We start from the raw sequence: 14476 nt of genomic DNA on the forward strand, positions 1-14476 counted from the left end.
CGGAAAACCCGGGACGCTTCACGATCGATTTTGTCGAGGCATCAGCCAAGAACGATATGCAGGTTGCGGGCATGGTAATGAACCAACCGGCGCGATACCCCTATTTTCCTGAGCCGGGGTTACCGGGCAATCCCTCGCTTAAACGACGCTGTGTTCAAAACCCGCCTAAGCCGTCGCTGGACAGCTGCGGGATGAGGGAAAAAGAAATTATGGTGCCGGGGACGGAATCGAACTCTGGCGCCATTTACGAGCAATCTGAAATGGTTGCTAACGACCAGCCGGCCTTTTGTACCGACGTATATACCGTGCGATCGACCTGATGGGATGAGATTCCGTTTTCACCCTCAATTTTTTTCGGCCTACCACAGTAACTAGTGCCAAGCAGTGCCTCCTCGGGAAAAAGCCTACTGGTCAGCTTCGATATCTGCAAATTTTGTGGTGCCTACTGGTGGAAAGCGGAATGGCCGCTTACGGGCGGGGGTTCCGGTAAGCAGACGTTCGTTCATCGGGGAGGGCAGGGGCGCTTAACGCCCGTCGGTGGTGGATTGCGACCTGGCCGCTTTCGGGCGCCGAGCCGTAGTAAGCCGACGATCGTTCACGCGGGTGCTGACAGTCCCGCTGACGTCCGCCGTCGACCAACATGCGCCGTTCCGATGCGAGGCCTCGAATGTCCGCTCACACTGGAAGCGGTCGGTCGCGGTGGCCAAAGCTGTCGATCGGCAAGGGATCGCCGCCAAGCTATCGCGGGCGCGGATATGATCGCTGCGGTCATGTGTCAGCAATTCGCTGTGCTGGTTCTATCGATGCCGCGTGCGCCTCGATCGCAGAAGCCTGCGTCTCGTGCACGGAAGTCGCGCGCTAGTTGCTTTCAATTGACGGTTGGCTGGTTGGCGGGCGCGCTCAGCGCCCGCAGCAATGCTTGTACTTGCGGTCTGATCCGCAGGGGCATTTCTCGTTGCGCCCGACCTTGGCCCTGCGCGGCGCGGTCGGCGCGGGGCCGCGGCGCGACTCGAGGAATGCTTGCATCTGCGGCGTGATGTTGACTCGCACTTGCGGCGGAGCACCGAACCGCCGGATCTCCGAGACACGTTGCCGCTGGTGCCACAGCTGGCGCCTCGCCTCCTGGCCGAGGCCCGGTTCGTAGGGCGCGAGGCGGCGCAGCTCGCGGTCGGCTCCTGCTAGATCGCCGTCATACGCGAGCACTACGGCATATAGTGCGCGGATCGGGACCACCCAGGAGACCAGCCCAAGTCCTTGGATCGTCGGCAACAAGGTCTTCTCGACAACGTCGCGCGCACCGGCATAGTCGCGGTTCTCGAGATAGTCTTCGACGAGGTCCTGGCCAACGCGGACCACCGACTGCGGCGCGCGCGCGAGGTCGTAGAATTTCATCGCATGGATGCGCGCGAGCGGGGCCAGCGTGCCGGATTTCTGCAGCGCCTGCGCATGGAGATCGAGAACATCTGCGAGATGCTTGAGAGTGTCAGTATTGTCGCGGCCTTTGGGGAGCATCGGCCGGATTTCTTTGGGATTGCGTGCGAAGATGTCCGCCGGGTTCAGCCCGAGCAGGCCGTAATATTCGTCACCGAGCTGCTCGGTGACTTCGAGCGTTCGGTCATACGCCTCCAGCTTGAACATCGCGACCGCACGATTGTATCGGAAGATCCGCTGATGCTCGCCGCTCGCGGGCAGCCGCGCCTCAACTTCGGCGAGCATCGCATCGACTCCGCTGGCATCGCCAGTCTGAGACAAAGCGAGTATCCGCTTCATGCCCCAAGCGAGCCATTCGTCCGCACCCAGCTCTTGGTCGTTGAGCAGCGCGCGCATTGCATCAATCCAAGGTATCGCGCGATCGACATCGCCTTCCCTGAGGTCGTTGAACACCAGGCCGTCAAGCGCCCAGAACCGAGTCTCGGGATCTTCGCTCGGGTTCTGCGCGATCACGACTAGGAACGGCTCGATCTCGCGCCACACGCCCATCTCATGGAAGATCTCATCGGTCGCGAACTCGACCAGGACTTTGACTTCGCCAAGCTGGCCGAGAAGCCGCACGAGCAGCGCGACGCGCCCGATGCTCCAGTTCTCCTGGAGTGTGCGGATGATTCGGTCGCGCAAATTCGTCCTGATCTCGCGCTCACGCTCGGCGCCCATCGCGGCGATATGCGCGCGGCCCAGCACACGGACCGCGTCATGGACCTTGATCCCAGTATTGCTGAACAGTTCGACCATACCGCTTTCGGGTAGGCGGCGGATTGCGGCCGCGGCTTTCTGCGGAGTCAGGCCGCACGCGGCGACGAGCAGATCCACCGCTTCGTCCTTGGAGAGTGGCACGTCCGCCAGGCTCAGCACCGAGATCATGCCGAGCATGCGCTCTGGCAGCGTCTCGAAAGCGCGCCGCAGGATGATTTCTTGGGCAGTGGCCACCAGATGGGTCTGCGCCTCTAGGTCGGCGCAGAAACGGGCGATCGATCCGTCATACTCGCGCCGCGCGACCTCCCCCGCGTTGAGCACATAGAAGGGCAGCCCGCCCGTCAGGCGCGACAGACGCTCGCAGTCGGCAAAGTCAGCCACACAACCGGCATCGCTGACCGCCGCGGCAATCGTGTCCTCGTCCCAGCCGCCCAGCGTCTCGAGCTCGACACCGAGCAGCGACGCAAGTTCCTGGGTCTCCGCACCCGGCTGGCACAGAAACACGAAGCGGACGTTCGGCGCGCGCTCGACGATCGGCTTGAGGTCGGCCGCGGTAAGACGGTGGGCATTGTCGATGACGATATCGGCGACGAGCCCCTCCTGACCAAGCTTCGCACTGAGCACGCCCAACGTGTCCAGACCCGAGGCGCCCGGCAGCAGGATCTCGCCGAGCGTGCCATGGCCGCGACCGAACATCTTGGCTGTGACTTCGCGCGCGACCGCCGCTGCGAGCGCGGACCCCGGCATGTCCCCGACATCCATGTAGACGGCAGGGACCGCAAGGTGCGTCGCGGCCTCGGCAACCCATGCAGTTTTTCCGGCACCCGACAGCGCCGCGACGATGCGGATGCGGTCCTCGCCGATCAGATCAGGCTCGCCGATCTGGACGCGGTAGTCTGCGGGAGGAGAGGGAAAGTCCTGCATCTGGATGACCAGCTGCTCGAACAAGGCTGGCAACTCCCCCCGCCCGAATGCGTGATCCTGCCGCGGCGGAGTGCCAGAGGCCGCCAGCAGCACCAGGCCTGCTAGCTTCCAGGTCAGCGTCTCGGGGCGGAGCAGCGCGAACGGGAGTTGCTCGGCAACCGCATTACAGGCGGCGAGCGCGGCATTAACGTCGCCAGGCGGGGACGGCAGCGCCGGATCATCGACCGCAGGTCCACCCGGCCAGTGCAGCTGAACGTCGCTCGGCCATGCTTTGATCTGTTCAGAAAGCATTGGACCGGGCGGAGCATTGGTGGCGATGACGAACCGTGCCGAACCCTGCCGGGCCCCGTTCGCATGTTCGGCGCGAAGGGCGCCGAAACGCAGCAGCGCGTCCTCGATATCGCTGAACGTCAGCACTTCGAGGCGCGACTTTAATTGGACATAGATTCGCTCAGCGCCGCGCTGCAGTTCGACATCCTCATCGCCTTCGACAACGATTCGATCAACCCCCGCAGGCCCGGCAAGCAGCAGGCAAAGCGCTGCGTACAGATGCTGGTAGAGGAAGCCGCGATGCACGCTTTCAATGCGCGCGAGCTGCCTGGCATCGAGGACGATGGCCCGAGCCTCGCCTCCTGCAGCGCCGTTCTTTCCCCGTGATTCGCCCCCGGGCGCCGAATCAGTCAAGCGCCGCCTTCTTGGGCTTCGCACGCGGCTTGGGGGACTTCGCCTTGCCGACGATCGTCCGGGTCACCGCCGCCGGCCGCACCGGCTGCCTGTTTCCCGACGGTTCTGCGAAATAGCTTCCGGCCTCCTTCCGCTTCGCTTCGAGGCCGGTCTTGATCAGCTCGCGGATTAGGTCGCCCTTGCTGCGCGAGCCGCGGATCGCAGCCGACTTCAGCGCCTGATCGACATCGGGCGGCAGGTAAATCGTGCGCAGCACCATATTGTTTGTATCGTCTGCCATTTGGAACCTCCAGATACCTGTACATATGTACATATGGCGACAGGGAATTCAAGATGTTGCTGCATCATAATAGGGGCTGAGGATCTTGTCGGCCATCGCCCCCAGGACCATCAGCGAGCCATAGCCGGGTCCCTGCGCATCGGCGAGCCCGGGAGTGTGGATCCGCGGGAAGCCGGGGATCGGTAGCGACAAGTCGTCGCGAATGTCGTTCGCTAGCGTCTCGCGCCGCGGCTGGATGAGTGCAGCGCGCACGTCGGGCGGCGTAAGCACTTCAAATGCCCAAGGGTCGAATCCGGTCGCGTCGATGACAAGGCCGGCGGGTAGGGGATGCGTTCCTTTGTGATTGGCATATTCGACTTCGAGATCGGGTAGCGCGCGCGGCGTTGGCGGAGCGGTGTGCCGGATATCTGTCGCCGTTCCAGGCAGCAGCGTCAGGTTCTCCGCATCAGCGAGCAGGCTGCTGATCGTTTCCCAGACCACGCCGCGATTGAGCCGTTTGGTGAACTCGTTGCGGATCCTGGGGTCGAGCGCGAACCAGGTCTCCTCATCGTCGAACAGGCTGTTCTCGAAGAAATTGGTCGTGCGCGTGAACAGCATGGCCTGGCTGTTGATCAGGTTGATCGGCTGGCTGCGCACCCCCTCGCGCACGAACCATGCCGTGATCGCTGCGGCGGTCCCGCCGCCGCCGACGATAACGATCGGCTTGTCCTTGATTTTTGCGAGCAATTTGCGGACGCGGGCAAGGTGGCTCCAAAAGTCCACGCCGGACAGCACGCGGCTATCCTTCACCTGCGGCGGCTTCTTCGACGCCGGGCCCGGACCGGTGAACACGACCCCGTGAAATCCCGGCCACTCGACGATGTCCTTGGTGGCGGCGTCAATCTGTCGGATCGTCCAGGTGCCGCCATCCTCGAGGACTTTGGTAACGCGGCCGAGCGCCGGTTCGACTAGCGCCTGCTCGAAGGCGAATCGCAGATAGTTCTTGAAGTCGCCATGGCTGGGCGGCCGCCGCCCCCGATTGACCCATTCAGAATAGCGGTCAGAATTCTTTGCCTGCGCGACGAGAAAGGCGCTCCAGGAAAAGCGCGACTGCATCAGCTCGACGACACCGGTGCCGAAGGTCGTGCCGTAGGGAAAGCCGAGATCGCGTTCGGCGGGCGTGCAAAGCCGTTGAAGGCCATCAGTATAGCCATGGTTGCCCGACCAATTGGCACCGATCTCTGAGCGCTCAAACACATTTACCGCGACTTCATGGCCCTCCTGCTGAAGACAATAGGCCTTGGCCGCGAGTGCCGCCGCCTTCGGGCCGGCTCCGACCACGGCGATATTTTGTTGTGGCATCGTAGCGCTTCGCCTTCACCCTTCTTCACTGTGACTGGCTGCTATCTCGTACGGCGTCGCTCGCGTGTCCAGCGCTCTCGATCGCCGCCGGATGTTAGACTTCCGGGGCCACGCGGCACTAGGGAGTCCTGTGACAGTCGAGCGATTGATGGACAGCCCGGTGCGCGACGTCAACTTGGCGGGCCCCCCTTCAGGATCACCAGCCCTGCGCCGGCAACGCACCGAAATTCCGGCGGTGTGAAATCCGCACGCGCCGTTGCCGAAGCCCCTCCGAGCCGAGCGCAGACGGGTCGCCAGCACTGAAAGCTTCGTAGGATGTCTTCGCGCCGCGCCGACAAGTACAGCAGGCTGTGCGTTCTGTTTACTGATGCGCCACCTACTGCCTGTCATTCTTAGATACCGGTCAGGTGAACGCAGAACGTCGTTTTCTGACATAACCTGACGTTCAATACGTTGCTAAGAACGGCCGCTTCGTCCCAGCCCAAGTCTTTCCGCCATTGCTACAGCGCGCTGAACGAACGGCAAGAATCAATCACGTCAAAATTGCGCGTGAATGACCGGGTTTAAGGCGATTGGCGGCGTAGGCCGGGGAGGGTACCGGTCAATTTGGCGCAACGCGCTTGATGTCTAAGGAGTGCCGCAATGAAACTGCTCGACGAAACCCAGGCCCTGGCCGAAATCCGCGACCTACTTGCCGAGGCCAAGACCGCGCGTCTCGCGGTCGCCTTCTGGGGTAAGGGCGCTATCGAGCGACTTGGGCTTGATCGCGGGATAACGGCTGAGATTCTATGCAATCTCGATTCTGGCGCGTGCAATCCGGCCGAGCTACGTCGCATCCGCGCCTTGCCCGGCATCACGCTCAAATCGCATCCGTCTCTGCATGCCAAGGTTTATTGGACCCCGACCGGGGCGATACTCGGCTCGTCTAATGCATCGGCCAACGGACTCGCGCTCGAAGGCGACTCAGCAAGTGGATGGCGCGAGGCAAATGTCCGGCTCGACGATCCCACGATGATTGGCGACATTGCCACTTGGTTCGATGCTCTGTTCGCTCAAGGCAATCCAATTCTCGACGATGACCTCGAGCGAGCAGAGCAGGTCTGGAAGACGCGTGCCAAAATGGCCCCGACCGGTACCCGCCTGGTCAGCGACCTGCTCGAGGCATTCAAGAATGCACCCACGCATCCGGCCTGGGGCCAGGTGAAGCTCGCTTATTGGAAGGACGACCTATCGACCGACGACAAAAAATGGCTCAACTCCGAGAGAAGAGGAGGCCATATCGCGCCAACAACCGATGCCTATGCAGGGTGGAACGATCGTATTGCTCCAAATGACTGGGTGCTCGACTTCGATGTTTCGGGCAAAGTAGCCATATATGGTGGGATCTGGCGAGCGCTGCCGGAAGAGGCGGGACGCCCCGGACTGCGTCTCGTCATCCCGGCGAAACAAGTGCGTTTCCCTGCGCTCGGCCGCTTAACACTGTCCAAGGCTGATGAAGGAAAGCTCACCTCCATAGCACCAGCGGTTCTTGCCGCGCATTCTGGGAATGGCGCCCTAATTGATCTTACTTCTGCGATGGCGCTGGTCGCGGCCTCGCAGATGGCGCCGAGCGACAAGGGGTTCACGATGGCAATGGAGCAGATTTACAATGATGCTGTCGCGATTGGCTATCGCCCGACCACCTTCCGTCGCATGCTCGCCGACCATGGTGGCGTTGAGACCGCGCGGCGGCTGATCCGGGGGGCAGCGACGTCTGGCTTCGAGACCTTGTGGGAGAAACAGCGCCTCGATCTCTCGGTCGAAGCGCTGATCCTCAAACCCACTTGGCGCGCGCTATTCCATCCCGACGAGCAGGCCATGGCGCGCAAACGCCTGCGCGCTGTCGGCTATATACCGGAGGACTAATTGACTTGGCGAGCTGTCGACGAACCGTCTGGCTGAGCATCAGAAGCGCGCGGTGCTGAGATCTGGCGTGACAAGTCACAAGTGAATGTATGTCAGAAATCAAGTGCGTGATATCAGGACTGAACGACCGCTTCGTCGGCGCAATATCCTCTTCTCTCGGATCGTGACGGGCACTACCTCCATCCAATGGCGAAAGCGGCAAGACTCAGACCCGGCGACAAGGTCGGCCCCTGGACGCTTGAAGAACTCATCGGCAGCGGCGGCAACGGCGTGGTGTGGCGGGTTTCGCGTGCCGGCCAAGTGGATCGGGCGCTCAAGATACTCCGCAATCTTAGCCAAACGGCCCGGGACCGAATCGCTGCGGAAATTGAGGCGCTTAAGCTGGCCGAAGACGTGGAAGGCGTCATTCCCCTCCTGGAGCACGACCTGCCGCATGATCCAGCGAAAGGGCCGCGCTGGTTCGTCATGCCGCTCGCGATTCCAGCCGCCGGCACCTTCGGCAAAGCTCCGCCGGAGAAAGTGGTGACCGAATTCAGACTTCTGGCCGAGACACTGGCTCGGCTGCATGAGCGCGACATACACCACCGCGATATCAAACCTGCCAACCTGCTGAGGCTTGGGGGTCGCCTATGTTTCTCCGACTTCGGACTGGTCAAGTATCCGCGCCGCAAGGAGATCACGCCCGCGCGGACCGACGTCGGCGCCAAGTTCACGATGGCACCAGAGATGCGCCGCGAAGCGTCGAAGGCAAATGGCGGCCCCGCCGACGTTTACTCCTTCGCGAAGACTATGTGGATAGCACTAACCAACCAGGCCTGGGGCTTCGACGGCCAGTATTCCGCGGAAGGTGCACTCGCTCTAAACCTTTACCATCGCAAAGCATTTACGGCGCCGCTGGACAAGCTGCTGTCCCAATGCACCGACAACGATCCCGCCAGGCGCCCGACGATGGCTGAAGTGACGGAGCGGCTAACTGACTGGATCACGCTCGACGCGGACTTCCATCGCAGGAACCTCGGCGAATGGCTCGAAGTGCAGAGCCGGCTGTTTCCCCTTGCCTCCCCATCCCGGGCGACGTGGTTCGATCCCGATGACATAATTCACGTCCTGCGCCAGGCGTCAAAGACCGACGGCCTGAATCACATGTTCTTCCCGGATGGTGGAGGACTGACAATCTCTAAGATCGACCATTCTTTCGAACGGGGTTCCATCAGGTTAGACTGCGACCTGAAGTTCGTCGTGAAACCACTGAAGTTGACATTTGAATCTTTCGGCAGCGGATCTCCTTGGAGCTACTTCCGTCTGGAGGCTGACCCGGTATCGCCCACCGGCACCGAGGGCGCGTACCTTCCAGACTCGGGATACAAGGAAACGATCTGCGAGATCAGGCCAGGCGAGTATGTTGAAATTGATGCCTGGGAATACGGCGAATATGAGGGTGAGCCGCTACCCACGGGCGCGAGGCCGCTTTCACGCTATCTGAAAGGATCCTTCGTGATTTTTAGCACGCGATCGCCGTACAATCTTGACCCTGCCACCTACGACGCGCGCCACGAAAAGTTCAGCGAGGACGACTTTCGTCGGTACATCCAGAGGCAGAAGGATCTGTTCGACGCTTAGGATGGTGATGCGATCCCACGACGGAAACTGGCCAAGCTCGGCCATTTCTAACGCATTCCGAAACGATAGCTGTTGGCCAAGGGCCGTTGTCAGGCATCCGATGAACGAAGAGCGGCTTTTGGAAGGCAGATTTTGAAGCTCGAATGTCAGCAATGTCGGCGGAAATCGTCACGCGCAGATGACAATACGCTTGGGCGCTAACGCAACCCAGCCAAGAAGCTCGTTGCCGTAAGTTCGACGTGCGCTTCCAACGGTGGGCGCAGTACGAAGGCCTTGGGTTCTCGCGCGAAATTCCAGAGCCGAACCAGATGCCATTCGTTGCGCCTGGTCTCCGCAACCGCCAACTCATTGCGCGTGATATGAAACGGCGTGCGGTCCCAGCCATAGGTCGTTTTCACCTCGATTAGCCGTTCGCTTCCGTCCGGTTCAAAACTTGCAATGTCAAAGCCGAAACCATCTCCATCGGCCTCCGCCGTCCAACGGACCCGGTCCGCCAAATCGTCCCGGCCGAGCTGGCGCAATGACCGTTGCTCGTGACGCAACACGAGTTCCTCCCCGGCCTTTCCCAGCGTGCGGTTTCGGGCATCGCGTTCCGCGACGTCGTACTTGCGGCCGATGGCTGCCATGAAATTGGCATCGATCGGAGGCGGCTCGTTGCGCTGGCTTGGCGGCGGACCGAACCAGAGCGGCTGCTCTTCCCGAACGCCCGAAGGAGAGGACGCTCTTCCGTTCGGCATCAGCCAATCGGGCCGCGCGTCGAGCCAGCGCAGGACACCATCGACGAGCGCGTTCTGGAAGTTGGCCGCTGGTTTGTACCCTTCGACCCATGGCTGCCCCAGGCCCAACAGGACTGCGCTGATATTCTGGTGCTTGAACTCTATCGATCCCCGGCTTCGCGGCAGCAGTTGCTGGAGCGCCCTGTTTCGCTCGGCCTTCACGAATTGGCGGCCGGCGAGTTCGTCCTGGAGCATCGCGAAATAATCCGCGACGATCAGATCAATTTCGGCATCGCTCCAGACTTCTGCCAATGCAGCCCCCCTCGTGCCGGAGTACTATAGGCAGAACTTTTCTGATGCCCAGGCCGATGCTTTCCGATTGCCCTGCCCGGATCGAGCCGCTTAAACGGAAACCATGCAGGGGGATAACGACGAACAGCAGCGGATCGAAGGGTTTATCGCCCACTGGCGCGAGACCGGCGGCTCCGAACTCGCGAATACGCAAAGTTTCGTCAACGGTCTGTGCGCCCTGATCGGCGTTGACGCTCCGGCCGGCAGCCGGGCCGACGATGCGCGTAACGACTATGTCTTCGAACGCCGTGTCTTTCAGGACAATGGCGACGGCTCGCAGAGCTTCGGCCGGATCGACTGCTACAAGCGCGACAGCTTCATCCTTGAGGCGAAGCAGGGCAGCGACGCCGACCGCGCGGCGGCCGATCGAGGTGAAGACGACCTCGATCTTTTCGGTCAGACCGCCAGCACCCGCATGAAGCGCGGCACGGCCAGGCGCGGCACGCCGGGCTGGGCGCGGGCAATGGTCCAGGCCAAGGGACAGGCCGAGCGTTATGCCAAGGCACTGCCGGTCGAGCACGGCTGGCCGCCGTTCCTGCTGGTGGCCGACATCGGCTATTGCATCGAAGTATATGCCGACTTCACCGGCACCGGGAAGGCCTATGCCCAGTTCCCCGACCGGGCGCGCTACCGAATCATGCTGGAGGACTTGCGCGACAAGGACGTGCGCGATCGGCTGCGCGCGATCTGGACCGATCCCAAGGGCCTCGATCCCGCCGCCAAGGCCGCGCGCGTTACCCGCGAAATCGCCGAACTGCTCGCTACCGTCGCGCGCCGGATCGAGAAGCGCGGCTACAATGCTGAGGCGACCAGTGGTTTTCTGATGCGCGTCCTCTTCACGATGTTCGCCGAGGACACGGGGCTGATCCCGAACAAGAGCTTCACCACGTTGTTGAAAGGCCAGCGCGAGCATCCCGAACACCTCCAGCACCAGCTTTCCGCCTTGTGGGCGGCGATGGACAAGGGCGCATTCTCGCCAGCACTCGGCGTGCCGCTGCGGCAGTTCAATGGCTACCTGTTCAAGGACCGCAGCGCGATCCCGATCGACGCCGAGGAACTGGAGGTGCTGATCCAGGCAGGCGAACATATCTGGACCGAAGTCGAGCCGGCAATCTTCGGCACCTTGCTCGAACGCGCGCTCAATCCGAAGGAACGTGCCAAGTTGGGCGCGCACTACACCCCGCGCGCCTATGTCGAGCGGCTGGTCGGCCCCACCATCATGGAGCCGCTGCGCGCCGACTGGGACGGCGTGCGCGGTGCCGCCGCGACACTGATCGACGAAGGCAAGGCGGGAGAGGCTCGCGCGCATGTCGAGGCGTTCCATGCACGCCTGGCGCAGACCAGGGTGCTCGATCCCGCCTGCGGCACCGGCAACTTCCTTTATGTCGCCATGGCACGCATGAAGGAGCTGGAAGGCGAAGTGCTCGATCTGCTGGTTGAGCTGGGCGATGACCAGTACGTGGCCGAGATCACCGGGCACACGATCACGCCCGAGAACTTCCTCGGCATCGAGATCAACCCGCGCGCCGCTGCGATCGCGCAACTGGTGCTGTGGATCGGCTACCTGCAATGGCATTTCCGGGTTAACGGCGCAGACCGGGCTCCGCCCGAGCCGATCCTGCGCGACGTGCGCACCATCGAAAACCGCGACGCGCTGATCGACTATGATGAAAAGGTGCTGGAGCTGGACGAGGCCGGGACACCCGTAAGTATTTGGGATGGTATCAGTTTCAAGAAGCACCCCGTGACCGGAAAATTGGTGCCAGACGAAACGGGACGACTGGAGGTCTATCGCTACATAAAGCCGCGCGCAACTAAGTGGCCCAAAGCAGATTTCATCGTCGGAAACCCTCCCTTCATCGGCAACAAGAGGATGAGGGAACGGCTTGGCGACGGTTACACCAAAGCCATCCGCTCATCCTTTACGAAAGTCGGCGAATCGGTGGATTTCGTGATGTATTGGTGGGCAATATCAGCCGCCGCTCTGGCAAAATCAGGGACGCGGCGCTTTGGTTTCATCACGACCAACTCAATCACTCAAACATTCAATCGCACGGTAATCGAAGCAGCAAAGTGCAAGCTTCTCTTCGCAATTCCAGATCATCCGTGGGTGGACGGAACGGACGGTGCCGACGTTCGAATTGCCATGACCTGTGGCGGAATCCAGGGTCAACCGGTCTTGCAGGTAGTCGAAGAGGAAGGACTTATTTCGGATGGATATGGCGAGCGATGGGTAACATTGCGGACTTCGTTAGGCGAGCGTATCAATAGCGATCTTACTCTAGGCGCAGATGTCGACGATGCCGTGGAACTCCGCGCTAATCATGGATTGGCGGTTCAAGGAATGAATCCCCTTGGACTTGGCTTCCGGCTAAGCCAGGCGGAACTTGCTCATTACAGGATCAGTGAAAATGCTCTTCCAGGCAATCTGAAGCCCTATTTGATCGGTCGCGATATTGTTCAACGCCATGAGAAGAAATGGGTCATCGATTTTTACGGATTGTCGGCATCAGAAGCGGAATCCGCTTCACCTCAATTGTTTCAGCACATCTTGCATGCAGTGAAGCCCGAACGAGACCAGAACCGCAGATCGACAAGGCGCGATAATTGGTGGCTTTTTGGCGAAAATGCACCAACTCTTCGACGCGCTGTATCTGGATTAGATCGCGCGATAGCAACATGCCGGACCTCGAAGCACCGAATTTTTACGTTCGTACCTACAGGCACTATCCTAGACGCCAAGATTATCGGCATTGCCTTGTCTGATGCTTATTATCTTGGCGTGCTCAGCAGTCGGACTCATCTTGTCTGGGCACTTCGCACGGGCGCATGGCTGGGTGTGGGAAATGACTCGAACTATAATCACTCGGATTGCTTCGGAAAATTCCCGTTTCCTGCCGACGTCCCCGAGCCGCTCAGGGCTCGCGTCCGCGTTGAGGCCGAAGCGCTCGATAGGCTGCGCAAGCGTGTACTTGCCGAGCACGCGGACCTCACTCTGACCAAACTCTACAACGTCCTCGAAGCCCTGCGAGAAGGCCGCGCGCTGACGGAGGCCGAGCGCGATTTTCACGATCGCGGTCTGGTCACCCTGATCCGCCAGCACCATGACGCGATCGATGCGCTCGTCGCCGAGACCTATGGCTGGCCCGCCGACTTGTCGGACGAGGAGATCCTCACCCGCCTCGTCGCGCTCAACAAACTGCGCGCGGCCGAGGAGGCCAAGGGCCTGATCCGCTGGCTGCGGCCTGACTATCAAGCGCCCGAATACAAGGCGCCTGTCACCCAGACGCTCGATTTCGGCGAGACGGTTGTGGTGGTGCCCGACAATGTCATTCCATGGCCCAGCGCGCTTCCAGAGCAGGTCAGCGCCGTACAGCAGGTGCTGTCGGCAGCATCGGCGCCGCTCGCCCCGCAAGACGTCGCACGCGCTTTCAAGGGCAAACGCGCCGCCACCGTGCGGCCGGTGCTGGAAGCCCTCGCCGGCATCGGCATGGCGCGCAGGCTTGAGGATGGGAGGTACGCCGCATGAGCGACATCAAGCTTTATCGGCTGGGGGCCGCGCAGGTCACCGAGCTGGCCGGCGGTGCGATGGCGCTCGAAAAGTCGCTGCAGACGGTGTTCGAGAAGAATCTCGATGCGCTGATCGGCGTGCGCTTCCTCGCCAGCGAGTTTTCGACCAACGAGGGCGGTCGGATGGACACGCTCGGCATCGATGAAAACAACAGCCCCGTGGTCATCGAGTACAAGCGCTCCTCGAACGAGAACGTCATCAACCAAGGCCTCTACTATCTCGACTGGCTGATGGGCCACCGCAAGGATTTCGAATGGCTGGTCCTTGAAAAGCTCGGCGCGGAAGTGGCCAAGGCAGTCGACTGGTCCGGTCCGAGGCTGATCTGCATCGCAGGTGATTTCGGCAAGTACGATGAACATGCGGTCAAGCAAATGAACCGCAACATTGCGCTTATCCGATACCGGCGGTTCGAGGGTGATCTACTCCTGCTTGAGCAGTTGACCTCTGCCAGCGCCAAACAGCCCAATGCACCTGTGGCGCCCACCGCCGGCTCTGGCGCCAAGCCGAACTACAAGACGATCTCCGAACACCTTGCTGAAGCTCCGCAGGAGCTTCTGGACCTCTATCACCTGATTTCCGATTTCATGCTGGCGCTGGGCGATGATGTCGAAGCGAAGACGACCGCCTATTACATTGCCTTTCGCCGCATCAAGAACTTCGCGAGCGTCGAACTGCGCAATCAGGCGCGCAAGCTCCTCGTTTACGTCAAGGTCGATCCGGCCTCGATCCAGTTGGAGGAGGGCTTCACTCGCAACGTGAAATCGATCGGGCACTTCGGAACCGGCGACCTGGAAATCACGATCACGACCCTTGCCGACTTCGAGAAGGCCAAGCCCTTGCTCGAAGCGTCCTACAACGCCTCATGAGCAGTCCAACTGAGGGGGCATAGAGTAT

At 61.2% G+C, this 14476-nt stretch carries 9 protein-coding genes; 5 read left to right on the forward strand and 4 right to left on the reverse strand.

The annotated features are described in order from the left end of the window. Positions 1–320: hypothetical protein (locus B2V90_RS05815; RefSeq protein WP_293920211.1), on the forward strand; the 320-nt coding region annotated here is incomplete at its 5' end. A gap of 580 nt (positions 321–900) precedes the next feature. Here the strand turns inward: B2V90_RS05815 and B2V90_RS05820 are convergent. The 3 genes from B2V90_RS05820 to B2V90_RS05830 form a co-directional block, all read right to left on the reverse strand. Continuing rightward, on the reverse strand, positions 901–3798 hold the full coding sequence (locus tag B2V90_RS05820; protein ID WP_293920214.1) for a YecA family protein: 2898 nt from the start codon (positions 3796–3798) through the stop codon (positions 901–903). Continuing rightward, positions 3791–4057 (reverse strand): CopG family transcriptional regulator, encoded by a 267-nt coding sequence (locus B2V90_RS05825; protein WP_293920217.1) that lies wholly within the window; start codon positions 4055–4057, stop codon positions 3791–3793. The genes B2V90_RS05820 and B2V90_RS05825 overlap by 8 nt, the downstream gene beginning before the upstream one ends. A 69-nt stretch (positions 4058–4126) precedes the next feature. After that, positions 4127–5419 (reverse strand): SidA/IucD/PvdA family monooxygenase, encoded by a 1293-nt coding sequence (locus B2V90_RS05830; RefSeq protein ID WP_293920220.1) that lies wholly within the window; start codon positions 5417–5419, stop codon positions 4127–4129. A gap of 642 nt (positions 5420–6061) precedes the next feature. Here B2V90_RS05830 and B2V90_RS05835 point away from each other — a divergent pair. Together B2V90_RS05835 and B2V90_RS05840 are read left to right on the forward strand one after the other, a co-directional pair. Continuing rightward, positions 6062–7324 carry a phospholipase D family protein gene (locus B2V90_RS05835; protein WP_293920223.1) on the forward strand — a complete coding sequence of 421 codons (1263 nt, stop codon included), beginning with the start codon at positions 6062–6064 and terminating at the stop codon, positions 7322–7324. Positions 7325–7510: 186 nt separating this feature from the next. Continuing rightward, on the forward strand, positions 7511–8944 hold the full coding sequence (locus tag B2V90_RS05840) for a serine/threonine protein kinase (RefSeq protein WP_293920225.1): 1434 nt from the start codon (positions 7511–7513) through the stop codon (positions 8942–8944). A 197-nt stretch (positions 8945–9141) separates the two neighbouring features. Here the strand turns inward: B2V90_RS05840 and B2V90_RS05845 are convergent, their stop codons facing one another. Continuing rightward, positions 9142–9972: a DUF3883 domain-containing protein gene (locus B2V90_RS05845; RefSeq protein WP_293920228.1), complete on the reverse strand. Its 831-nt coding sequence runs from the start codon at positions 9970–9972 to the stop codon at positions 9142–9144. Positions 9973–10075: 103 nt separating this feature from the next. Here B2V90_RS05845 and B2V90_RS05850 point away from each other — a divergent pair, with 103 nt between their 5' ends. After that, positions 10076–13540 (forward strand): class I SAM-dependent DNA methyltransferase, encoded by a 3465-nt coding sequence (locus B2V90_RS05850; protein ID WP_293920230.1) that lies wholly within the window; start codon positions 10076–10078, stop codon positions 13538–13540. Next, on the forward strand, positions 13537–14448 hold the full coding sequence (locus B2V90_RS05855) for a DUF5655 domain-containing protein (RefSeq protein WP_293920233.1): 912 nt from the start codon (positions 13537–13539) through the stop codon (positions 14446–14448). Before B2V90_RS05850 ends, B2V90_RS05855 begins: the two co-directional genes overlap by 4 nt. Positions 14449–14476: the final 28 nt, after the last annotated feature.

Source organism: Sphingobium sp. UBA5915, assembly GCF_002431195.1.
GTDB classification, from domain to species: domain Bacteria; phylum Pseudomonadota; class Alphaproteobacteria; order Sphingomonadales; family Sphingomonadaceae; genus Sphingobium; species Sphingobium soli.

What these genes read in the sequence shown, in the direction of transcription:
- B2V90_RS05825 (WP_293920217.1), bottom strand. Translation starts at nt 4,057, where the DNA reads ATGGTGCTGCGCACGATTTACCTGCCGCCCGATGTCGATCAGGCGCTG.
- B2V90_RS05830 (WP_293920220.1), bottom strand. Translation starts at nt 5,419, where the DNA reads ATGCCACAACAAAATATCGCCGTGGTCGGAGCCGGCCCGAAGGCGGCG.
- B2V90_RS05835 (WP_293920223.1), top strand. Translation starts at nt 6,062, where the DNA reads ATGAAACTGCTCGACGAAACCCAGGCCCTGGCCGAAATCCGCGACCTA.
- B2V90_RS05840 (WP_293920225.1), top strand. Translation starts at nt 7,511, where the DNA reads ATGGCGAAAGCGGCAAGACTCAGACCCGGCGACAAGGTCGGCCCCTGG.
- B2V90_RS05850 (WP_293920230.1), top strand. Translation starts at nt 10,076, where the DNA reads ATGCAGGGGGATAACGACGAACAGCAGCGGATCGAAGGGTTTATCGCC.
- B2V90_RS05855 (WP_293920233.1), top strand. Translation starts at nt 13,537, where the DNA reads ATGAGCGACATCAAGCTTTATCGGCTGGGGGCCGCGCAGGTCACCGAG.